Origin of the sequence: Bradyrhizobium sp. STM 3566, assembly GCF_045571445.1 — a bacterium.
GTDB classification, from domain to species: domain Bacteria; phylum Pseudomonadota; class Alphaproteobacteria; order Rhizobiales; family Xanthobacteraceae; genus Bradyrhizobium; species Bradyrhizobium vignae.
On record NZ_CP120692.1, the window covers coordinates 1532628 to 1555111 of the forward strand.

Here is a 22484-nt window from a genome sequence, read left to right on the forward strand (position 1 = left end):
TTGTCATGATGAACCTTGCCGAATATCGTCATTCCAGCGCGCGTCTCGCCGACTTCCTGCCCTGGGCAGCCCTCGTCGACGAGGGAATCATCCTGAACAAGGACGGCTCGTTCCAGCGGACAGCAAAGTTCCGCGGGCCCGACCTCGATAGCGCAGTGCCGGCTGAACTCGTCGCCGTCGCGGGTCGCTTGAATAACGCCCTGCGCCGTCTGGGATCTGGTTGGGCCGTATTCGTTGAGGCGCAGCGTCATTTTGCTGGGGTCTATCCGCCGAGTACATTTCCGGATGTCGCGTCCGCGCTGGTCGATGCCGAACGCAGGGCCCAGTTCGAAGAGGCCGGCGCTCACTATGAGTCCAGCTATTTCCTAACTTTCCTCTATCTACCGCCGGAGGAGGGAGCCGCCAGGGCGGAGCGATTGCTCTATGAAGGTCGCGACCGCACCGTTGGAGCGGATGCCCGGGAGGTGCTGCGCGGGTTTGTTGATCAAACCAACCGCGTGCTGCAGCTCGTCCAAGGGTTCATGCCGGAATGCACTTGGCTCGATGATCAGGACACACTGACCTTCCTGCACTCGACGATATCGACCAAGCGTCACCGCGTTCGGGTGCCTGAAATTCCGATGTATATCGATGCGCTGTTGGCCGACCAGCCGTTGACCGGCGGGCTAGAGCCCATGTTGGGCTCAGCCAATCTTCGGGTCCTGACGATTGTCGGCTTTCCGGGTGCCACGACCCCGGGCATCCTGGACGACCTGAATCGCCTGGCATTCTCGTATCGTTGGTCGACCCGGGCGATCATGCTCGACAAGACCGACGCCACCAAGCTGCTGACCAAGATCCGCCGCCAGTGGTTTACGAAGCGAAAATCCATCGGCGCCATCCTCAAGGAGGTCATGACCAACGAGGCATCGACGCTGCTCGATACCGACGCTCACAACAAGGCACTGGATGCCGACGCGGCGTTGCAGCAACTGGGGTCGGACCAGATCGGACAGGCTTTTGTCACGGCGACCGTTACCGTCTGGGACCGCGATCCCAGTGCTGCCGACGAAAGGCTGCGGCTGGTCGAGAAGGTCATTCAGGGCCGCGATTTCACCTGCATGATCGAGACGGTGAACGCTGTCGAAGCCTGGCTCGGCAGTCTGCCCGGGCACGTCTACGCCAACGTGCGGCAGCCTCCGGTTTCGACTCTCAACCTCGCCCATATGATTCCGATGTCGGCCGTGTGGGCGGGCGAGGCGAGGGACCTCCACTTCCAAGGTCCGCCTCTGTTGTTCGGCAAGACAGAGGGATCAACGCCGTTCCGCTTCTCCCTCCACGTCGGCGACGTCGGTCATACCCTGGTGGTGGGACCGACCGGCGCCGGCAAGTCAGTCCTTCTCGCTCTGATGGCGCTACAGTTCAGGCGTTATCCAAACTCCCAGGTCTTTGCGTTCGACTTCGGTGGTTCGATCCGGGCGGCCGCGCTCGCCATGGGGGGCGACTGGCATGATCTCGGCGGTGCATTGTCTGACGGGGACGAAAACCCCGTCGCTCTGCAACCCTTGGCCTGGATCGACGATCCCACTGAGCGCGGATGGGCCACGGAATGGATCGGCGCAATTCTGGCACGGGAAAAGGTCGGGATCACCCCTGAGGTCAAGCATCATCTGTGGTCGGCACTGACGTCTCTCGCCTCGGCGCCGAGGGAGGAACGCACCCTCACGGGCCTGTCAGTCCTGCTGCAATCCAATTCCCTGAAAAGGGCCCTGCAGCCCTATTGCCTGGGCGGTCCCTCCGGACGCCTGCTTGATGCCGAATTCGAGCGCCTTGGCGAAGCTTCGGTTCAGGCGTTTGAGACTGAAGGCTTGATCGGAACGAGTGCTGCCCCAGCCGTTCTGGCTTACCTCTTTCATCGGATCGGAGACCGTCTCGACGGCCGGCCGACACTTCTCATTGTGGACGAGGGTTGGCTTGCCCTCGATGACGAGGATTTTGCGGGGCAGCTCCGGGAATGGCTGAAGACGCTTCGGAAGAAGAACGCGTCCGTCATCTTCGCCACCCAGTCGCTGTCGGATATCGACGGCTCCGCAATCGCGCCGGCAATCATCGAAAGCTGCCCAACGCGCTTATTGTTGCCGAACGAACGGTCGATCGAGCCGCAGATCACGGCCATTTACCGCCGCTTCGGCCTCAACGACCGCCAGATCGAGCTCTTAAGCCGGGCAACGCCGAAGCGCGACTACTATTGCCAGTCCCGCCGCGGCAACCGGATGTTCGAACTCGGGCTTGGTGAGGTTGCGCTCGCCTTTACCGCGGCCTCTTCCAAGACAGACCAGGCTGCCATCGCGCAACTCCTCGCCGAACATGGACCTGACGGCTTCGTGCCGGCCTGGCTCCAGCACCGTGGCGTCGGCTGGGCGACGGATCTGATCCCCAATCTCGTGAATCTGGAGAAATCGCTATGAAGCGTCTTGGCCTATTGGTGGCCGCTGGCACGGCCGCGCTGATGCTCGGCGTCACGCGGCCTGCGAGAGCACAGTGGATCGTCTTTGATCCCAACAACTACGTCCAGAATGTCCTCACGGCTGCGCGGGAGCTCCAGCAGATCAACAACCAGATTACCTCGTTGCAGAACGAGGCGCAGATGCTGGTCAACCAGGCAAAGAATTTGGCAAGCCTGCCGTATTCGTCGCTGCAGCAACTGCAATCATCGATCCAGCGGACCCAACAACTGCTGGCTCAGGCTCAGCGCATCGCCTACGACGTCCAGCAGGTCGATCGTGCGTTCTCGGCGAGCTACGCACCGGCCACTGGCAGCCAGTCGAGCCAAATGTTGGTCACCAACGCTCAATCCCGCTGGCAGAATACTTACGCGGCAACACAGGACGCGCTTCGCGTCCAGGCGGGCATCGTAGGCAACCTCGACACCAACCGTATCCAGACGTCCGCGCTCGTAACGTCCAGCCAAGGTGCAAGCGGCGCTCTGCAGGCGACGCAGGCCGGCAATCAGATTCTCGCGCTGAGCGCGCAGCAACTCGCCGACCTCACCGCTGTCGTGACGGCGCAGGGCAGGGCGCAGAGTCTTGAAGCGGCTCAGCGCGCCGCGGCTCAGGATCAGGGACGAGAACAGCTTCGGCGCTTCCTGACACCGGGGCAGGGCTATCAATCATCCAATGTGCAGATGTTCCACTGATGAACGACATAAGGGCATTCAAGGCGCTGTCGCTGCTTGCGACAATCGGCGTGTTGGTCGTCACAGCCTGCACGATCCAGCTTCGCGGTGGAGAAGATGCTCCGCGATCGCACAACGCGGAGCAGACGATAGATGCAACCAGCTCGGACCTCGCACGCTGCCGCAGCGTCACTGCTGAGGAAACGGTAGGTTATCAGCATTGCAGGCAGCTGTGGGCCGAAAACCGGCGTCGCTTCTTCGGCAAGAAAACCCATGCCGCGGTTCCTGGCCAAGAAGATCCCGCCGCAGGGTTAGCGCCCGCTCCAAAGGACCAGAGCCGGATTCCGCAAGGCTATCCGCAACCGCAGCCGGCGACACCTGAGGCGAACAGGCCATGACGGGTACGGGCATCATCGACCAATTCCTGGATACGTTCACGCGCTATATCGATAACGGCTTCGGGCTGCTGGGTAGCGATGTCGGATATCTCGCCACGACCCTTGCGGCGATCGACATCACGCTTGCTGCGTTGTTCTGGAGTTGGGGGCCGGACGAAGACATCATCGCGCGCCTCGTCAAGAAGACGCTTTTCGTGGGAGTCTTTGCCTACCTCATCGGAAACTGGAACAGCCTTGCGCGCGTCGTTTTCGAGAGCTTTGCCAGCCTTGGGCTGAAAGCATCAGGCGCAAGTCTCTCCGCGTCGGACTTCCTGCGGCCGGGAAAGATCGCGCAAGTCGGACTCGACGCTGGCCGACCGGTGCTCGATTCGATCTCCAACCTGATGGGCTACATCAGCTTCTTCGAGAATTTTGTCCAGATCGTCGTTCTATTGTTTGCCTGGGTCGTAGTGTTGCTCGCCTTCTTCATTTTGGCGATCCAGCTTTTTGTCACCCTGATCGAGTTCAAGCTCACGACGCTGGCCGGCTTCGTGCTCATTCCATTTGGTCTGTTTGGCAAGACCGCCTTTGCGGCGGAGCGGGTTTTGGGCAACGTCATATCTTCGGGGATTAAAGTCCTGGTCCTTGCCGTCATCGTTGGCATCGGCTCGACCCTGTTCTCCCAGTTCACCTCTGGTTTCGGCGGCGCGCAGCCGACCATCGAGGACGCGATGACGCTGGTGCTCGCGGCGCTTTCGTTGCTGGGCTTGGGCATCTTCGGGCCAGGACTCGCCAACGGCCTGGTATCCGGCGGACCGCAGCTCGGCGCCGGTGCGGCGATTGGAACGGGCCTTGCCGCTGGCGGTATTGTTGCCGCCGGCGCAGGTGTTGCCGCCGGCGGCGTTGGACTTGCTGGCGGCGCGATTGCAGGCGCCGCGCGCGGTGGCGGCGCCATCATAAGCGGAGCATCAGCGGCTTATCGAAGCGGAGGCCTTGCTGGTGTCGCGGAGGCTGGCAGCTCGGCTGCGATGAGCCCTTTGCGTCGCGCAGCGGCCGCGTTCGGAGCAGGGGGGCAAACTGGAGGGCAAGCCGCGAGCAGTTCGGCTGATGGGCAGCCAGATTGGGCGCGGCGCATGAAGCGGGCCCAGACCATTCGGCACGGTGCGTCGGCGGTCGGCCACGCGGTTCGCTCAGGCGATCGTGGCGGCAGCGGCTCTTCCGTCGATTTGTCTGAAGGAGAGCGCTGACGCGCGGCCATCGCGCTTTCGCCACCCGCTGTGCAGCAGCGCCTCAAACCCGGGCACCGCACGACTCAACACCCATCTTTGATCTCAGGGGAAATTATCGATGTTCAAGCGACCATCCGTTCATTACGGGCGCATGCCAGAGCCGATCACGCCTTACCAAAAGGCAGCGCAAGTTTGGGACGAACGCATTGGATCTGCCCGCGTGCAGGCCAAGAACTGGCGCTTGATGGCGTTCGGCTGCTTGATTCTATCGGCCGGCCTCGCGGGTAGCCTTATCTGGCAATCGAGCCAGGGATCGATCACGCCCTGGGTAGTCGAAGTCGATCATCTCGGCCAGGCTCAAAGGGTTGCGCCAGCCAACGTCGACTATCAACCCACTGATGCGCAGATCGCTTACCATCTGGCGCGCTTTATCGAAGATGTCAGAGGCCTGCCAGCGGACGGCATCGTTCTGCGGCAAAACTGGCTTAGGGCCTATGATTTTACGACCGATCGCGGCGCCGCTGCGCTCAACGACTACGCGCACAACAATGACCCCTTTGCCAAGCTGGGCAAGGCGCAAGTCTCCGTCGACGTCTCGAGCGTCATTCGTGCTTCTTCGGAGAGCTTTCGGGTCGCGTGGACCCAGCGCACCTACGACAACGGTTCGTTGAGCTCGACTGAGCGGTGGACTGCAATTCTCTCGATCGTGATCGAGACGCCCCGCGATGCCGAACGTCTGCGCAAGAATCCACTTGGTGTTTACGTCCGCGCCATCAACTGGTCAAAGGAGTTGAGCCAGTGACCCAGACGCTGTTTGACGTCTATTCGAAGCGCCCCGTCCCGTACTGTGGGATCGGTCCCACTTGGCGCGAATTCTTGATCGCAAAGCGAGCACTTTTGTTTGCTGTCTTGCTTGGTTCCTCGGTGCTCGGTGGGTGCGCGACCTACATTCCGCCGGAGATCAGCTATGACGCCGAAGTGCCTCCGTTACCGGCGACGCCGGTGGCTCTCGACGACAGATCGCGGCCGCTTCACGTTCCACCTCTCTGGAAGCCGGCTCTCGGCGGCAAGTCGGGAGGGATGGAAGATGTCGAACCCGTGAGCCGGGTTGAAACAGCAAATAGCGCAGCCCGGGTCGAACCGCGCAAGCGGGGTTATTTCAACGCGGCGCAAATCTACGCCTACAGTCCCGGGGCGCTCTACCAGATCTACGCCGCACCAGGGCAGATCACGGATATAGCGCTCGAGGAGGGAGAACAGTTGACGGGATCAGGGCCGATCGCAGCCGGAGATACCGTACGCTGGGTCGTGGGCGATACCGAGAGCGGGAGCGGCGACACACGGCGCGTCCATATCCTGGTCAAGCCGACCCGAGCTTCCATCGAGACCAATCTTGTGATCAACACTGACCGGCGCACCTACTTGATCGAGCTCCGCTCCCGCGAACGGCCATACATGCCATACGTTGCCTGGTACTATCCTGAGGCGGCACGCGAACGGCCGCGTTCAGTTGCTCTGAAGTCCGTTCTTCCGGATCCGGCGCAGCGTATCTCCCGCTATGCCATCGAAGGCGACACTCCTCCTTGGCGGCCGCTCGCCGCATATGACGATGGCCGCAAGGTCTATGTCGAATTCCCGCAAGGCATCGTGCAGGGTGAGATGCCTCCGCTCTTCGTCATCGGTCCAGACGGCAAGACTGAACTCGTCAACTATCGCGCTTACGGCAACGTATTGATCGTCGATCGGCTGTTCGCGGCCGCAGAACTCAGGCTGGGAGGTGAGCACCAGCAGAAGGTCAGGATTGTCCGGACCGACGGGAGGCCGTCATCATGAACACCCGGAATGGAAACGATCAGGAGCAAGCGGCTCGGCCTGAAACACAAGAGGATCAGTCCAGGAGCTTCCGCTTGAGAGCGGAGCATCCGCGCGTGACACGGTTGTCACGGAAAGTACTTGCGGGAGGGAGCGCGGTCGTCCTGCTTGTGGTCGGCGGAGCAGTGCTGTGGTCGCTGCAGAAGAGTCACCCTCGAGACCACGCGGCCGATGAGCTTTACAGTGCCGACCATCACAATATCGCCGACGGCGTTGCGACGCTGCCGAAGGACTACGCTGGCATTCCACGCCAGCCAATGCCGCAACTGGGTCCGCCGCTTCCTGGGGACCTCGGTCGTCCGATCCTTGCGGCCCAAAGCCAGTCGCCGACGATCGGCGCTGATCCGGACCAGCAGCGCCGGGATCAAGAGACTGAGGCCGCCCGCATCAGTCATCTGTTCGCTTCGACCAATGGGAGAGAACTGCGTCCGCCCACCTCTGCGGCGGTTGGAAGCGACCGCGTCGTGCCACCGAAGGCAACGAGTACTGGCGACGATGGATCGGCGGAGAACGGTCAGGACCGCAAGCTTGCCTTCGTCAACGCCTCTGTGGACCGCCGCACGGTCAGCCCTGATCGCGTCACCAATCCGGCCTCACCATATATCGTGCAGGCTGGGACGATTATTTCGGGAGCCCTGATCACCGGAATCCGGTCGGACCTGCCAGGCCAAATTACGGCGCAGGTAACCGAGAATGTCTTTGACACGCCGACTGGCCGCTTTCTGCTTGTGCCTCAGGGAGCGCGTCTGATCGGCATCTACGATAGCCAGGTCAGTTTCGGCCAGTCTCGCGTCCTGCTCGTCTGGACCCGGCTGATCATGCCGAATGGACGTTCCATCTTTCTCGAGCGGCAGCCTGGCGCTGACGCCGGCGGGTATGCGGGCCTCGAAGACCAGGTCGACAATCACTGGGGTGAGCTCTTCAAGGCCGCGGCACTATCCACGTTTCTGGCGGTCGGGACCGAACTGGGTGCCGGCTCGGACACCAACAGCAACGACAGTGCGATCATCCAGGCATTGCGACACGGCGCCTCCGACTCACTGAACCAGACCGGCCAGCAGGTGGTTCGGCGCAGTCTCAACATCCAACCTACTCTGACCGTGCGACCCGGTTTCCCGGTTCGTGTTCTTGTCAATCATGATCTGATACTTCCCCCCTATAGAGGGTGACAACATGCCCAAACTTAAAATAGGAGAGCTTCCAGACGACAAGCCGGTCAAAGTGACTGCGGAGCTGCCCGCGGCCGTGCATCGTGATCTCATTGCATATGCAGAAGTGCTTACGCGTCAGGGTGGTCAACTGGTCGATCCAACTAAACTCATCGGCCCCATGTTGGCGCGCTTTATGGCCGCTGACCGAGGATTTTCTAAACTGAAACGAGAAGGCCACGTACCGGCCGCCGGCGAAGGACAGTGATGCTCGTGATTTCCTCGAAGCCGTTGCCCACGCTAAATAGTTGCCAGCACAGCGAAGCGCTGCCGAGTTGGCATCAAGAGTTGAGATGTGGCGTCGGAAAGTGTGCTTTCGAGTTTGCCCGAAACAACTCCGATTACCAATTTTTCCCAGTTTTCAGCCGGGGCGCTGGGCGTCGACGTGCAGTTAGTCGGTCACCTTCAGTCGCGTTACACTGCTCCGGCCATCGACACTGAGAGGCACGTCCCCCTCGATCGTGGCCCGACGTACGACGCGATGCTGGTCCCCGTAATCGTTGACCGCGTAATGCTGCGTTGCGCGGTTATCCCACAGCGCGATATCGCCCTCTAACCAATTCCAGCGCACAGTGTTTTCGGGCGCGGTGATGTAAGACTGGAGCAGATCGAACAGCTTTTGTCCGTCGTATTTGCGGATTCCAATAAAGTGCTTCACCAAGGCGCCGAGCACTAGCGCCCGCTCGCCTGTTTCGGGATGGACGCGTACGACGGGATGCTCGGTCTCAAAAACCGTTCTGGTGAACACCTCGTCAAAATGTTTTTTGTCGACCTCGCGGACTCGCGCGATGCCGGCGTAATCGAAGACGTTGCTGTGAACGGCCCATAGGTCCTCGGCAAGCCCTTGTAGCGGCGGCGGCAAATCAAGATAAGCGGCAGCTGTGTTCGACCACACGGTGTCCCCCCCGAACGCTGGAATTACAACGGCCCGCAGGACCAAGATCTTGGGATAGGCGTCGGCGAAGGTTCCATCCGCATGCCAAACGTCGGCGCGGCCGCCGCCGCGAGTGGAGTCCAGTTCGAGGAGCGACGCCATCCCCTTGGTAGGACCGAGCATCGGATGTGGCACCAGCTTTCCGAGACGAGCGGCAAAGCGCTCATGCTCGGCGTCATTGAGATGGCCTTGATTGCGGAAGAAGATCACCTTGTGCTCGAGCAATAAGCTGTTGATCGCGGCGATCGTTTGATCCGGTAGATCGCCTGATAACTTGATATTCTTGACTTCGGCACCGATCCGCGCGGCACGTTTCACAACATCGGTACTAGGAATGACGCCTCCGATCAAAGCGTTTGTGCTCATCTTGCTTTTCCAAGCCCTTGCAGTTCTTCCTCGCCCCTTGAAACAAATGATCTTCAGCAAGCATCGTGCCAAGCGAAAGACAAAAATGTACTCGACAACGGGCAGTGAATGATGAGTGGCGTTTGGCGCGAGCCTCGAACTGAGCGTGTGATTGGGCGACTTAAGAAAGAACTCGATCTCCGAGCTCACCCCTTCGAACGTCGAACGCGAAGCGGACAGCAGGAGCGCGCCAACGGCAGATCTCGTTATGCTTTTGTAATCACGCAACTGCGTTGAAAGAGCAATGCTTCTGTAGAATATGTAACAGTTCATGATGGTTAAGAATCATGTAGTCGGGACCTGCCGCGCGGAAGCGCGTCTCGGAAACAAATCATCCAACGATTTGATATGTTGACGAGACCCAGATTTTGGCAAGTTCTGTCTCAACTGGCATATCGCTCACTATGACGATTACGGTTCTTTCTGGGACCAAACGGTGGTCTGCATATACAAGTGCAGCCGCTCTTGCTTGCTCATGCTCCTAAACTGAGTTGAGCGGCTCGAAAATATTAAATGTCGCTGACGCGAGTCTCGAGTCAAAGCCTTTGCACTTGTGCGCAATTGGTTCAACAATGTAATTGCCACTAGGGCGAGATTGAGTTTGGAGAAGGTGGAGAGCAGTGTTGCCTATATGGCTCTGTTTCTGGATCGCTTTGTTTTAACCAATGGCCATCCCAGGCGGCGCGGGATCCGCAAAGTCGAATGGGCTTTCGAAAGTCTGAACGCTTACTGTGGGCGTTGTACTGGACCTGACATGAGATTGTCCCTTTGTCAGAATGCCGACAGGTGTCTGCGCAGTGCGCAAGCCCGAGGCGACGTTTCCGTTCGTGAATTTCGCGAGGTAATTGATGGCCCGACGCTGGAGTCTATGAGAGCTGTAGATGTAAGATGGCTGCGGCGCTGCTGGTCATGCACATTATCGTCTCAGTCCTGAACCAAGATAAGAGCTGAAATTTCCTGGTCCCGTGCCATTTTGCTCGCCGCTAGGCCCGTGGCGATACCAATGCGATCAGGCGCGGGGCGGTTTTGGCTCATCTTGCGTTTGCCTTCGACCATGGTGATCGGGATGCGAACGCCGACTATTGCACGCAACTGAGCGGCGATGAAATCCGCGGGAGCATCGCTGACGGCCCAGGGCGTCGCACGTGACGTTTCATGGATATTCGTCAGACGCGTCACAACCTCAAGCAGGCGAGTGGGATCCTCGAAGAACTCAATCGGCCCATGGGCGTGGACTGCGATGTAATTCCATGTCGGCACCACATGTTCAGCTTGTCGCTTGCTGGGATACCAGGATGGGGTCACATAAGCCTCTGCGCCAGCAAAGATCGCCAGAGCTTCTCCGATCGGGGCCGTGCGCCACTGGGGATTGCCCTTCGCCAGGTGCCCGTATAGCGCGCCGTGTTCGCCTTCGCTCTCATCGAGGAAGAGCGGAAGAGGCGTCGCAAGTGGCCCATCTGATGTCGCTGTCACTAGGTTGGCCAATCGGGCGCAGCGGATTGTCGCTCGAATGTTCTCGATGTCGTCATCTCGAAAGTGGGTTGGTATGTACATGAAGCTCTCCGTTGGCGGTCGTCGAGATAAACCACCTCGATATGCGAGAAAACTGTCAGTTTCGGTCGCTCCCGTATTGCTACTCCGGTTCCTCTTTTGACGTGACGACTTCGGATTTATTCGGGACGCGGGCGATTCCATTCAGCCGCTTCGGTCCGTCGAGCTGCTGTTGGGGTTGTGTTTCCGTAGCTATTCTCCTGCGAGCTGAGCCGGGCATTCATGGACCATTACAGATCTCACCCGGCGGTCGCCTGTATGAAGCGGCCGGCAGCTGTCCTTCGACGCGCACCGAGTCGCGTTTGGCGAGCTAGTCCTTGATCTTAGGAACAGGAATTCGCCCGAGGGCGTCGCCGTGTGCAGGGTCTTGGTCAGCGATCGGAACCGATTGTCCTTGAGCGAGGTCACGATGGCGAGCCGAGCAGCGCATCGCGCTGCAGGTCCGTGTTCTCAGATGCGCATGAGACCAACCAACATGGGCGGATACCCTGACCTGCCCCTGCGTATTTCCTCCAGATGGAGTTAGAGTCCGGCCCGAAGAAGGACGGACAGATGAAGCGAGCAAGGTTCACGGAAGAGCAGATTATCGCAGTGTTGAAGGAGCATGAGGCTGGGGCAAAGACGGCCGACCTGGCTCGCAAGCACGGGGTCTCGGAAGCAACGATCTACAATTGGAAGGCCAAATTCGGCGGCATGGACGTTTCAGAGGCGAAGCGGCTGAGGGCGCTGGAGGACGAGAACGCGAAGCTGAAGAAGCTTCTAGCCGAGCAGATGCTCGACGCCGCCGCCCTTCGCGAGCTTCTTTCAAAAAAATGGTAGGGCCCGCCGCCAAGCGCGCTGCGGTCGCGCATCTGCAGGCCGTCATGAGCCTGTCGGAGCGGCGGGCCTGTTCGATTGTCGGAGCGGATCGGAAGATGATCCGCTATCGCTCCAGCCGTCCTCCGGACGCGACTCTCCGTGGCCGGCTGCGTGACCTTGCCAACGAGCGGCGGCGTTTCGGCTACCGCCGGCTGTTCGTGCTGCTGCGGCGGGAGGGTGAGCCATCGGGGATCAACCGGATCTACCGGCTTTATCGGGAAGAAGGGCTCACCGTCCGCAAGCGGCGGGCTCGCCGCAAGGCCGTGGGGACCCGTGCCCCGATCCTAGTCGAGGCGATGCCCAACGCGCGCTGGTCGCTGGATTTCGTCCACGACCAATTCGCCAACGGTCGGCGCTTCCGCATCCTCAACATCGTCGACGACGTCACCAAGGAATGTCTGGGCGCCATTCCGGATACGTCGATCTCAGGACGACGCGTCGCTCGCGAACTGACGGCCGTCGTCCAACGACGCGGCAAGCCAGGAATGATCGTGTCCGACCACGGCACCGAGTTCACCTGCAATGCCATGCTCGCCTGGTGCAGGGACGCAGCTATCGACTGGCACTTCATTGCACCGGGAAAGCCGATGCAGAACGGCTTCGTCGAGAGTTTCAACGGCCGGATGCGTGACGAGCTGCTCAACGAGACTCTCTTCTTCGATCTCGACCATGCCCGCGCCAAGATCGCCAATTGGGTTGCCGACTACAATCTTCAGCGGCCTCACTCGTCGCTGAAATACATGACCCCCGCGGCTTATGCCGCCCACCTCACCGCAACGGACGATCGGCTACGCAACCCCGACCAGCTCCGCCGATCGTCCGTTGCTCCAACCGCGCCACTTGGCGTACAAAGCTCCGAGACTCTAACCGCTGCCGGATGAAAATTCAGTGGCAGGTCAACCCCTTTAAAATAGGTTTTCCAAATGCAGCGCCTGGCGACAGAGTTTCCGCGTTTTTTCGGCGCCAGGCGCTTAGCGGGCTACTACAAGATTCGGTAGCTGGCCAAAGCCAACTTGAGGCCCTAGGACTCGGTTGCCTTCCCGCCGATCATCATCGACGAACAGAAGTGAACGCAAGCGCACGTAGGGTGACCACAGCGCCTGCGGGCACCTTCCGCCCTTCCATAGTTTAGAGAGTGAAGTGCCACCGTGTCCGAACAACCACTGCCGATGCTGCCGATGTGGCGCGTCGATCACATTGAGCCCTCGCCCGAGATGTTGGCGCTACGCGCGAACGGTCCGATCCACCGCGTGCGTTTCCCGTCCGGGCACGAAGGCTGGTGGGTGACAGGCTACGACGAGGCCAAGGCCGCGCTGTCCGACGCGGCGTTCCGGCCGGCGGGAATGCCGCCGACGGCGTTCACCCCGGATTCGGTGATCCTCGGTTCGCCGGGGTGGCTCGTCTCGCACGAGGGGGGCGAGCATGTCCGGTTACGCACGCTCGTTGCCCCGGCTTTCAGCAGCCGCAGGGTGAAGCTGCTGGCGCCGCATGTCGAGGCGATCGCTGCGCAGTTATTCGAGAACCTGGCAGTCCAGCGCCAGCCCGCCGACTTGCGGCGCCACCTCTCGTTTCCGCTTCCGGCCATGGTCATCAGCGCCCTGATGGGCCTGCTCTACGAGGATCATGCCCTTTTTGCTCGCCTGTCCGACGAAGTGATGACGCACCAGCATGAAAGCGGCCCGCGCAGCGTGTCGCGCTTGGCTTGGGAAGAGCTGCGCGCCTACATTCGCGACAAGATGCGGGATAAGCGCCAGGATCCGGGCGACAACCTGCTGATTGATCTGCTCGCGGCGGTCGACCCAGGGCAAGTCGACCGAGGAAGAAGCGATAGGCCTGGCGGCAGGCATGTTGGTGGCGGGGCACGAGAGCACCGTCGCCCAGATCGAATGCGGCCTACTGGCCATGTTCCGCCATCCGAAACAGCGCGAGCGCCTGGTCGGCGATCCATCCCTGGTGGACAGCGCGGTGGAGGAAATCCTGCGCATGTACCCGCCGGGCGCGGGCTGGGAAGGCATCATGCGCTATCCGAGGACCGACGTGACCATCGCGGGCGTGCATATTCCCGCCGAGAGCAAGGTGCTGGTCGGCCTGCCGGCAATATCGTTCGATCCGCGCCATTTCGACGAGCCGGAAATCTTCGACATCGGGCGCCAGGAAAAGCCGCACCTGGCGTTCTCCTACGGGCCGCACTCCTGCATCGGCGGGGAGCTGGCCAGGCTGGAACTCAAGGCGGTGTTCGGTTCGATCTTCCAGCGCTTTCCCGCGCTGCGCCTAGCCGTCGCGCCTGAACAATTGAGGTTGCGCAAGGAGATCATCACTGGCGGGTTCGAGGAGTTCCCGGTTTTCTGGTGATGGAGCAGCGCTGGGGGAAGCGATCCGTATCCGCGGTTTGCCGGCGCACCTGCCGTGCACCGGTCAGATCAGCCAGCTAACCGTTAACAAAGATGGACGTGCAAGAAACCACGGCAGCATGCCGGGACGCCTTCGCCGAACTCGGGTCGCCGGCGTGGGTCCACGACCCGTATCCGTTCATGCGGTGGTTGCGCGAGCACGACCCGGTGCATCGCGCGGCGTCGGGCCTCTTTCTGTTGAGCCGCCACGCCGACATCTACTGGGCCCTCAAGGCCACGGGCGATGCGTTTCGGGGACCGGCGCCGGGCGAACTGGCGCGCTATTTTCCGCATGCGGCGACCAGCCTGTCGCTCAATCTGCTGGCCTCCACGCTAGCGATGAAGGACCCACCGACGCATACGCATCTGCGCCGGCTGATCTCGCGCGATTTCACCATGGGCCAGATCGACAACCTGCGGCCGAGCATCGCGCGGATCGTCGAAGCGCGGCTGGACGGCTTGGCGCCCGCGCTGGAGCGCGGGGAGGCCGTGGACCTGCATCGGGAATTCGCGCTGGCCGTGCCCATACTGGTCTTCGCCGAACTGTTTGGCATGCCTCGGGACGACATGTTCGGGCTCGCCGCGGGCATCGGCGCCATTCTGGAAGGCCTGAGCCCACACGCCAGCGATTCCCGGCTCGCCGCGGCGGACGCGGCCAGTGCCAAAGTGAAGGCCTATTTCGGCGCTCTCATACAGAGCAAGCGCACCGATCCGTGCCACGACATCGTGTCGATGCTGGTCCTCGCACACGACGATGATGCCGACACGCTTTCAGATGCGGAGTTGATCAGCATGTTGTGGGGCATGCTGCTGGGTGGCTTCGCCACCACTGCTGCGACCATCGACCATGCGGTCCTGGCGATGCTGGCCTATCCCGAACAGCGGCAGTGGCTGCAGGGAGACGCCATGCGGGTGAAGGCATTCGTCGAAGAGGTCCTGCGTTGCGACGCGCCCGCCATGTTCAGCTCCATTCCGCGTATCGCCCAGCACGACATCGAATTAGGCGGCGTAGTGATCCCGAAGAACGCGGACGTGCGCGTGCTGATCGCATCTGGGAATCGCGACCCCGACGCCTTCGCCGATCCCGACCGCTTCGATCCTGCCCGGTTCTACGGCACTAGTCCCGGCATGTCGACCGACGGGAAGATCATGCTGAGCTTCGGCCACGGCATCCACTTCTGCCTCGGTGCGCAACTGGCCCGGGTGCAGTTGGCCGAAAGTTTGCCGCGGATTCAGGCGCGCTTCCCCACGCTGGCATTGGCCGAGCTGCCGACCCGGGAGCCCTCCGCATTCCTTAGGACGTTCCGCGCGCTTCCGGTGCGGCTGCATGCGCAGGGGCTGTGATGCGAGTCTTAGTCGACCAGGATCTGTGCGGAACCAGCGGACAGTGCGCGCTGACGCTACCGGGTATTTTTCGCCAGCGCGAATCGGACGGCGTGGCCGAAGTGTGCCGGGCGACAGTTCCGCAGGCGCTGCACGCGGCCGTGCGGCTCGCAGCTAGCCAGTGCCCGGTCGCCGCCATTCGAGTCATCAGAAGCGAAACTCGCGGTGACGAGCGCGCCAGCGCCGACAGTGCGCCTTCTCCGGCGGACACGGAGCGGCATGCCGCGAGAGACCAACGCAATCCAGGAGGACACCATGGGACGGTTTGAAGGCAAGGTGGCCGTGGTGACCGGCGCCGGCGCCGGGATCGGCAAGGCATGCGCCCTCGCCATCGCGCGCGAGGGCGGCAGAGTGGTGGTAGCCGACATCGATGGTTCGGCGGCCACGACGTGTGCCGCGCAAATCGCGGCCGAGGCGGGCCACGCGCTGGCTCTGGCCATCGACATCGCCGAGGCGCAGGCTGTGGCAGCGCTGTTCGATGCGGCGGAGCGGCACTTCAGTGCGGTCGATCTCCTGGTGAACAATGCGGGCGCCATGCATCTGACCCCGCGCGACTGCGCGATCCTCGACCTGGACCTGGCGGTCTGGGATGAGACCATGGCAACCAATCTGCGCGGCACATTGCTCTGCTGCCGGCGGGCCATCCCGGGGATGATCGCCCGCGGCGGTGGCGCGATCGTCAACATGTCGTCGTGCCAGGGGCTCAGCGGTGACACCACGCTGACGTCCTACGCCGCATCGAAGGCGGCGATGAACATGCTATCGGCCTCGCTCGCCACCCAGTACGGTCATGCGCAGATCCGCTGCAACGCGGTTGCGCCAGGTCTCATCATGACCGAGCGTCTCCTGGCCAAGCTGGACGAGTGCATGCAACGGCATCTGCGCCGGCACCAGCTCCTGCCGCGCGTCGGCAGCCCCGAGGACGTGGCCGCGCTGGTGGCGTTCCTACTCTCTGACGATGCTGCGTTCATCACCGGCCAAGTGGTGTGCATCGACGGCGGCATGCTGGCGCATGTGCCGACGTACGCCGACGGTGGAAACAGCCGCGCCGCGCCGCCTTCCGGCGAGACCACCGAAGCGGCTGCGTCGCCGCGCTGGTGATGGACATGCTGCTCAACCCGCTGAACCGTCGAGATCGGCTGCGGCACGACATCCCGGTCGTGCCCGGCGCTTTCCCCTTGGTCGGGCACCTTCCCGCCATCGTCTGCGACCTGCCGCGCCTGCTGCGGCGTGCGGAACGGACGCTGGGCAGTCACTTCTGGCTGGACTTCGGCCCTGCCGGACACATGGTGACCTGTCTGGATCCGGATGCGATCGCACTGCTCCGGCACAAGGACGTGTCCTCGGCGCTGATCGAAGATATCGCGCCCGAATTGTTTGGTGGAACGTTGGTCGCCCAGGACGGCGGCGCGCACCGGCAGGCGCGCGGTGCGATCCAGGCGGCGTTCCTGCCCACGGGGCTAACCCAGGCTGGCATCGGCGAGCTGTTCGCGCCCGTCATCCGGGCGTGGGTGCAGAGGTGGCGCGACCGGGGAGACGTAACCATCCTGCGCGAAACCGGCGATCTAATGCTCAAACTCATCTTCAGCCTCATGGGAATCCCCGCGCAGGACCTGCCGGAATGGCGTCGCAAGTACCGGCAACTGCTGCAGTTGATCGTCGCGCCCCCGGTCGACCTGCCCGGACTGCCCTTGCGGCGCGGTCGCGCCGCCCGAGACTGGATCGATGCGCGGTTGCGGGAGTTCGTTCGCGACGCGCGCGAACATGCCGCGCGCACCGGGTTGATCAACGACATGGTGAGCGCCTTCGATCGCAGCGACGATGCGCTCTCCGATGAGGTCTTAGTCGCCAATATCCGCTTGCTGCTGCTCGGTGGTCACGACACCACGGCCTCGACTATGGCCTGGATAGTAATCGAGCTGGCGCGGCAGCCTGGGCTATGGGACGCTCTGGTCGAGGAGGCGCAACGCGTGGGCGCGGTGCCGACCCGGCACGCGGACTTGGCGCAGTGTCCGGTCGCCGAAGCGCTGTTCCGTGAGACGCTGCGCATGCATCCGCCGACGCCGCTCCTGGTGCGTCGCGCAGTGCGTGAATTGCCACTCGGCCAACGGCGCATTCGCGCGGGCACCGATCTATGCATCCCGGTGCTGCATTTCTCGACCTCGGCGCTGCTGTACGAGGCGCCTCATCAGTTTCGCCTGACGCGGTGGTTGGAACGCACCGAGCCGATCGGGCCGGTGGACATGCTGCAGTTCGGTACCGGCCCACACGTCTGCATCGGCTACCACCTGGCATGGCTGGAACTGGTGCAATTCTGCATCGCCTTGGCGCTGACCATGCACGAGGGCGGGGCGCGGCCGCGGTTGCTGAGCGGTGCCGAAAAAGGCCGGCGCTATTACCCGACCGCACATCCGTCCATGACTATACGCATCGGATTCTCATGAGCTGGCATCACATGCCCCTGTGGCGCGGCAGCAGTGCCGGCTTACGCGCGGCATTGCTGCACTCCGCGCGCGCACGGTGCGACGCAGACAATACCGCGGCGGCTCGCCTGTCAGGGACAAGGACATGAACAACATGCAGCCCGGTTCTACGCCACAGGATGACATAACTGGTGATTCCGCGCTCGGCGGATTGGGCGCTCAGGCGCGCGACGCATCCGGCGGGCTGCTGCCCGAGATCTGGATGCATGAGGGCGCAAACCGGGTCGAACAGGTGCTGGCGCGTCTTCTCTGCGCCGAGCATGACGGTGAGACCGAGCTGATGGCCGCGATGCGCTACGCCACCTTGCATGGGGGGAAGCGCACCCGCGCCTTGCTATGTCTGGCCGCCGGCACACTGGCCGACGCGCCGGCGCACATCCTAGATAAGGTCGGCGCCGCCATTGAGATGATGCACGCCTGTACCTTGGTCCACGACGATCTGCCCGCGATGGACGACGACGTGCTTCGCCGCGGCCTTCCGACCGTGCACGTCAAGTTCGGCGAAGCTACTGCGATCCTGGTCGGCGATGCGCTGCAGGCGCACGCCTTCCTGACCCTGGCGAGCCTCGGCGCGCCGGGCGAGAGCCGTATCGCGCTTGTGCGCGAACTGGCGCAGGCGGTGTCAGCCGAGGGTGCCGCAGGCGGGCAGGCCAGGGACCTGTCGCTGGTTGGAAAGCACGTCGAGCTGGACAGGATCTTGGCGATGCACCAGATGAAGAGCGGAGCGCTAGTGCGCGCGTCCGTTCGCATGGGCGCGCTATGCGCTGTCGCAGAGAATGCCGCGCACGCTGCGCTGTACTGTGCGCTCGATCACTACAGCGCCTGTTTCGGCCTGGCATTGCAGGTGATCGACGACATTCTCGACGTGACAGCGGATATCGCGACGCTGGGCAAGACCCCCGGTAAGGACGCGGCGGCGCAGAAGCCGACCTGCGCGTCGATCATGGGCCTGCCGGCAGCACGCCAGTTCGCGCTGGATCTGTTGCGCGATGCCGGGGAGGCGATCGCGCCGCTGGGGTCGCGTGCTGAACGGCTGGCACAACTCCTACAGCGCGCCAACGCGTATCTATCCAAGCACGCGTCATGCGCATGAGCGCGCCCGCGTGGAGACGCCCCCCGTGCCGCAGCGATCGACCGGCGACAGAGGTCCATGCTGCACTTTGTTCAAATCGCGGTCCAGATCGCAGCGGTTGCCCGCCGCGGCGTACGCGGCGGCCTGCGCGCAAGCCTACGCGCCGGACCGGCGCCAGCATCGGGGACCGTCGCCGCGCCGGAGCAGGGCGGCCGTCCGGCGCTGCCTATGCGACGCCGCGACATCCGCGGCGTCTGCCCGATCCCGGTTCTTTTCACTGGTGTGCATAAGGGACATCCAGCGTGAACGTGCTGTCCGAACAGATCCTTTCCGAATTGCGCGTCCTGCTGAGCGAAGTGAGCGATGGTGGCAGCGTCGGCCCGTCTGTCTACGACACGGCGCGGGCGCTGCACTTCCACGGCAACGTCACCGGTCGGCAGGACGCGTACGCGTGGCTCATCGCGCAACAACAGGCCGACGGCGGATGGGGAAGCGCGGACTTCCCGCTGTTCCGCCATGCGTCCACCTGGGCAGCGTTACTGGCATTGCAGCGTGCCGATCCTCTTCCCGGTGCTGCCGATGCAGTCCAGGCGGCAACCCGGTTCCTCCAGCGCCAGCCCGATCCCTACGCGCATGCGGTGCCGGAAGACGCGCCGATCGGCGCGGAGCTGATCCTGCCGCAGCTTTGCGGTGAGGCCGCATCCTTGCTGGGTACCGTAGCGTTTCCGCGCCATCCAGCGCTGTTGCCGTTGCGGCAAGCGTGCCTGGACAAGCTGGCGGCGGCGGCGATGTTGCCGAGCGGCCATCCGTTGCTACACTCCTGGGAGGCCTGGGGGACGTCGCCGACGACCGCATGCCCGGATGACGATGGCAGCATCGGCATCAGTCCTTCGGCCACTGCCGCGTGGCTTGCGCACGCCATGACGCGGGGAAGCACGCCGCAGGCCGGGCGCGCCGATGCGTATCTCCGGATGGCATCGCGGGCGACGCGCAGCGGCGTCGAAGGCGTCGTTCCCAACGTCTGGCCGATCAATGTTTTCGAGCCATGCTGGTCGCTGTACACCCTGCATCTGGCCGGACTGTTCGTGCATCCCGGGCTCGCCGAGCCGGTCCGCGTGATTGTCGCACAGCTCGACGCCCGCCTGAGCGTGCGCGGTCTAGGCCCCGCCTTGCATTTCGCAGCTGATGCGGACGACACCGCCATTGCGTTGTGCGTCCTGCACATTGCAGGCCGCGACGCGGCGGTCGATGCATTGCGCCATTTTGAAACCGGCGAGCTGTTCGTCACCTTCCCCGGCGAGCGCAATGCCTCGCTGTCGACCAACATCCACGCCCTGCATGCGTTGCGACTGCTGGGAAAGCCCGCCGCCGGCACCAGCGCCTACGTCGAGGCCAGTCGCAACCCGCACGGTCTCTGGGACAACGAAAAATGGCACGTTTCGTGGCTGTATCCCACCGCGCATGCGGTCGCTGCGCTGGCGCAAGGCAAGCCCGAGTGGCGGGACGAGCGCGCGCTGGCGGCACTGCTGCGGGCGCAGCGCGGCGACGGCGGCTGGGGCGCCGGTCGCGCGTCCACATTCGAGGAAACCGCCTATGCGTTGTTCGCATTACGCGTGATGGACGAGAGAGAAAAAACCCCGGGGCGCCGGCGCATCGCACAGGTGGTGGCGCGTGCGCTAGAGTGGATGCTCGCCCGCCATGCGGCGCATGCATTGCCGAAAACGCCATTGTGGATCGGCAAGGAACTGTATTGCCCCACTCGGGTCGTGCGCGTGGCCGAACTCGCCGGCTTGTGGCTGGCGCTTCGTTGGGGCGGCCCGTCCTGACCGAGAGAGTAGGAGCGACGCCATGATCCAGGCAGAACGCGCGCTGCATCAGGTGCTGGAGTGGGGGCGTACCCTGACCGGGTTCGCCGACGAGCATGCCGTAGAAGCGGTGAACGGCGGCCAGTACATTCTGCAGCGTATCCGCCCGAGCCTGCGCGACATAAGCGTCCGCACCGGTCGCGATCCGCACGACGAAACACTGATCTTGGCGTTCTATCGCGAACTGGCGCTGCTGTTCTGGCTCGACGATTGCAACGACCTTGGCCTGATCGTGCCGGAGCAGCTCGCCGCGGTGGAGCAGGCGCTGGGGCAGGGCGAGCCGTGCGCGCTCCCCGGATTCGAGGGCTGCGCTGTGCTGCGCGCTTCGCTGGCCGCGCTAGCCTACGATCATCGCGACTATGCTCAGCTTCTCGCCGATACCAGGCGCTACTGCGCGGCGCTCCGCGCCGGACACGCGCAGGCGGCAGGGCCGGAACGCTGGTCCTACGCGGAGTACCTGCATAACGGCATCGATTCGATAGCCTACGCCAACGTGTTCTGTTGCCTGTCGTTGCTGTGGGGGCTGGACATGGCGACCTTGCGCGCGCGTCCGGCGTTTCGCCAGGTCCTGCGGCTCATCTCCGCGATAGGGCGCCTGCAGAACGATCTGCATGGACGCGACAAGGACACGTCAGCTGGCGAGGCCGACAACGCGGCGATCCTGCTGCTGCAGCGCTATCCAGCTATGCCTGTGGTGGAGTTCCTCAGCGACGAACTGGCCGGCTATACGCGCATGCTGCACCGGGTGATGGCGGAAGAACGCTTTCCGGCGCCCTGGGGATCGTTGATCGAGGCCATGGCGGCCATCTGCGCGCGGTACTACCAGACCTCGGCCAGCCGCTACCGCAGCGACTCTGCGGGGCGAGGCCAGCGTTCGCCGGCCTGAACGCGCGGGAGGCGGTGGCGTGCGCGCGCTGCCGCGGTTCGGTCCGACGCAACGCCGTCGCCCGGGGCGACGGACGGAGCGAGCATGAGCAACACCGCTCTGAGCCGGCGCAAGGACGACTATCTGGACATGGTGCTGGATCGGCGACACGATTTGGACGTGTGACCTTTGCCTTCGGAGGGCAACGCTCTATCCAGCAACACAAAAATTCGCTGCAAAATCAATGGTACAGCAAAGAGGGGTGGGTTGCAACCCGCTGCGTTGCAGCCGGTGCTGTGACAAGAGTGTGACCGCCGGATTTACGAGAAATTCGAAGATGATAATCAAGAGGCCAAGCTAACAAATGCGCTTCAGGCACTCTCAACGCTGCCTTCGTTCCTAATGGCTAGCCATTAAGAAGCCAGCCTCAAACAGGCCGTCGTAGTCCGTCGTCATTATCATTGAACGCTGACGACCGAATACGATGAAATGCGGCCTTGTCTTCGGCGGGATCTTTTCATTCCATCCGAGAAGGTGGTTGGGTTCAATTCGTAAGGCTTCACAAGCTCGGACAATCGTTTCGTCGGACAGGCGACTCTTACCTGCCTCGTAATTTTGAATTTGCTGGCCCGATACTTCAAGCTGCTCGCCAAGCTGCGCCAATTTGATCCCTGCCGCGCGACGGGCTGCCCGTAGCCGCGCACCGACAGCTAGCGCGAATGGCGATGGAGCCTTCTTCTCTCGCTTCTTTGCCATAGCGGGTTCCGCTTCGATTCAAACAGCCGCTCTCTACCAGAACAGAAAAATCTCGTCACTCAAATTTGGCTCGCTTGATAGG

General features: G+C 62.7%; 19 protein-coding genes and 2 pseudogenes. 18 read left to right on the forward strand and 3 right to left on the reverse strand.

Annotated features, from left to right (window positions below):
• Window positions 1–5: 5 nt before the first annotated feature.
• The 8 genes from trbE to P6U27_RS07330 all read left to right on the forward strand — a co-directional run bounded on the left by trbE (window position 6) and on the right by P6U27_RS07330 (window position 8048).
• On the forward strand, window positions 6–2447 hold the full coding sequence (gene trbE, locus P6U27_RS07295) for a conjugal transfer protein TrbE (RefSeq protein ID WP_122401272.1): 2442 nt from the start codon (window positions 6–8) through the stop codon (window positions 2445–2447).
• Window positions 2444–3175, forward strand: coding sequence for a P-type conjugative transfer protein TrbJ (gene trbJ, locus P6U27_RS07300; RefSeq protein ID WP_122401273.1), 732 nt, complete (start codon window positions 2444–2446; stop codon window positions 3173–3175). The genes trbE and trbJ overlap by 4 nt, the downstream gene beginning before the upstream one ends.
• The gene (gene trbK-alt, locus P6U27_RS07305) at window positions 3175–3552 is read left to right on the forward strand and encodes a putative entry exclusion protein TrbK-alt (protein ID WP_407193796.1); all 378 of its coding nucleotides are present in this window, start codon (window positions 3175–3177) and stop codon (window positions 3550–3552) included. Before trbJ ends, trbK-alt begins: the two co-directional genes overlap by 1 nt.
• Window positions 3549–4778, forward strand: coding sequence for a P-type conjugative transfer protein TrbL (trbL, locus tag P6U27_RS07310; RefSeq protein ID WP_407193797.1), 1230 nt, complete (start codon window positions 3549–3551; stop codon window positions 4776–4778). The genes trbK-alt and trbL overlap by 4 nt, the downstream gene beginning before the upstream one ends.
• Window positions 4779–4878: 100 nt before the next feature.
• Complete coding sequence (gene trbF / locus P6U27_RS07315; RefSeq protein WP_407193798.1) at window positions 4879–5562, forward strand: conjugal transfer protein TrbF; 684 nt, start codon at window positions 4879–4881, stop codon at window positions 5560–5562.
• Window positions 5559–6593: a P-type conjugative transfer protein TrbG gene (gene trbG / locus P6U27_RS07320; RefSeq protein WP_407120190.1), complete on the forward strand. Its 1035-nt coding sequence runs from the start codon at window positions 5559–5561 to the stop codon at window positions 6591–6593. Before trbF ends, trbG begins: the two co-directional genes overlap by 4 nt.
• Window positions 6590–7801 carry a TrbI/VirB10 family protein gene (locus P6U27_RS07325; RefSeq protein ID WP_122401277.1) on the forward strand — a complete coding sequence of 404 codons (1212 nt, stop codon included), beginning with the start codon at window positions 6590–6592 and terminating at the stop codon, window positions 7799–7801. Before trbG ends, P6U27_RS07325 begins: the two co-directional genes overlap by 4 nt.
• 4 nt (window positions 7802–7805) lie before the next feature.
• A complete protein-coding gene (locus P6U27_RS07330) occupies window positions 7806–8048 on the forward strand; it encodes a DUF2274 domain-containing protein (RefSeq protein WP_122401278.1) in 243 nt (80 codons plus the stop codon).
• A gap of 183 nt (window positions 8049–8231) precedes the next feature.
• On the opposite strand, the gene P6U27_RS07335 is transcribed toward P6U27_RS07330, so the two are convergent.
• Window positions 8232–9140, reverse strand: a complete 909-nt coding sequence (locus tag P6U27_RS07335; protein ID WP_407193799.1) for a TauD/TfdA dioxygenase family protein — start codon at window positions 9138–9140, stop codon at window positions 8232–8234.
• Between the two features lie 963 nt (window positions 9141–10103).
• Window positions 10104–10733 carry an FMN-binding negative transcriptional regulator gene (locus P6U27_RS07340; RefSeq protein ID WP_407193800.1) on the reverse strand — a complete coding sequence of 210 codons (630 nt, stop codon included), beginning with the start codon at window positions 10731–10733 and terminating at the stop codon, window positions 10104–10106.
• Window positions 10734–11282: 549 nt separating this feature from the next.
• Here P6U27_RS07340 and P6U27_RS07345 point away from each other — a divergent pair.
• The 10 genes and pseudogenes from P6U27_RS07345 to P6U27_RS07390 all read left to right on the forward strand — a co-directional run.
• Window positions 11283–11435: pseudogene (locus tag P6U27_RS07345) on the forward strand (transposase); the annotation flags it as partial.
• The gene (locus P6U27_RS07350) at window positions 11402–12469 is read left to right on the forward strand and encodes an IS3 family transposase (RefSeq protein WP_407192984.1); all 1068 of its coding nucleotides are present in this window, start codon (window positions 11402–11404) and stop codon (window positions 12467–12469) included. The pseudogene P6U27_RS07345 and the gene P6U27_RS07350, both read left to right, overlap by 34 nt.
• Before the next feature lie 267 nt (window positions 12470–12736).
• A pseudogene (locus P6U27_RS07355) lies at window positions 12737–13940 on the forward strand (cytochrome P450).
• Window positions 13941–14032: 92 nt separating this feature from the next.
• Entirely contained in the window at window positions 14033–15322 is a 1290-nt protein-coding gene (locus P6U27_RS07360) for a cytochrome P450 (RefSeq protein WP_122401281.1), read from the forward strand.
• Complete coding sequence (locus P6U27_RS07365; RefSeq protein WP_122401282.1) at window positions 15322–15630, forward strand: ferredoxin; 309 nt, start codon at window positions 15322–15324, stop codon at window positions 15628–15630. The genes P6U27_RS07360 and P6U27_RS07365 overlap by 1 nt, the downstream gene beginning before the upstream one ends.
• Complete coding sequence (locus P6U27_RS07370) at window positions 15617–16462, forward strand: SDR family oxidoreductase (protein WP_129145608.1); 846 nt, start codon at window positions 15617–15619, stop codon at window positions 16460–16462. Before P6U27_RS07365 ends, P6U27_RS07370 begins: the two co-directional genes overlap by 14 nt.
• On the forward strand, window positions 16462–17805 hold the full coding sequence (locus P6U27_RS07375) for a cytochrome P450 (RefSeq protein WP_407193801.1): 1344 nt from the start codon (window positions 16462–16464) through the stop codon (window positions 17803–17805). The genes P6U27_RS07370 and P6U27_RS07375 overlap by 1 nt, the downstream gene beginning before the upstream one ends.
• A gap of 133 nt (window positions 17806–17938) precedes the next feature.
• On the forward strand, window positions 17939–18937 hold the full coding sequence (locus tag P6U27_RS07380; protein ID WP_129145612.1) for a polyprenyl synthetase family protein: 999 nt from the start codon (window positions 17939–17941) through the stop codon (window positions 18935–18937).
• Between the two features lie 281 nt (window positions 18938–19218).
• Window positions 19219–20742 carry a hypothetical protein gene (locus tag P6U27_RS07385; protein WP_407193802.1) on the forward strand — a complete coding sequence of 508 codons (1524 nt, stop codon included), beginning with the start codon at window positions 19219–19221 and terminating at the stop codon, window positions 20740–20742.
• Window positions 20743–20764: 22 nt separating this feature from the next.
• Complete coding sequence (locus tag P6U27_RS07390; RefSeq protein ID WP_122401287.1) at window positions 20765–21667, forward strand: terpene synthase family protein; 903 nt, start codon at window positions 20765–20767, stop codon at window positions 21665–21667.
• A 378-nt stretch (window positions 21668–22045) separates the two neighbouring features.
• Here P6U27_RS07390 and P6U27_RS07395 read toward each other — a convergent pair whose 3' ends face one another.
• The gene (locus P6U27_RS07395) at window positions 22046–22402 is read right to left on the reverse strand and encodes a helix-turn-helix domain-containing protein (protein ID WP_407193803.1); all 357 of its coding nucleotides are present in this window, start codon (window positions 22400–22402) and stop codon (window positions 22046–22048) included.
• Window positions 22403–22484 lie beyond the last annotated feature (82 nt).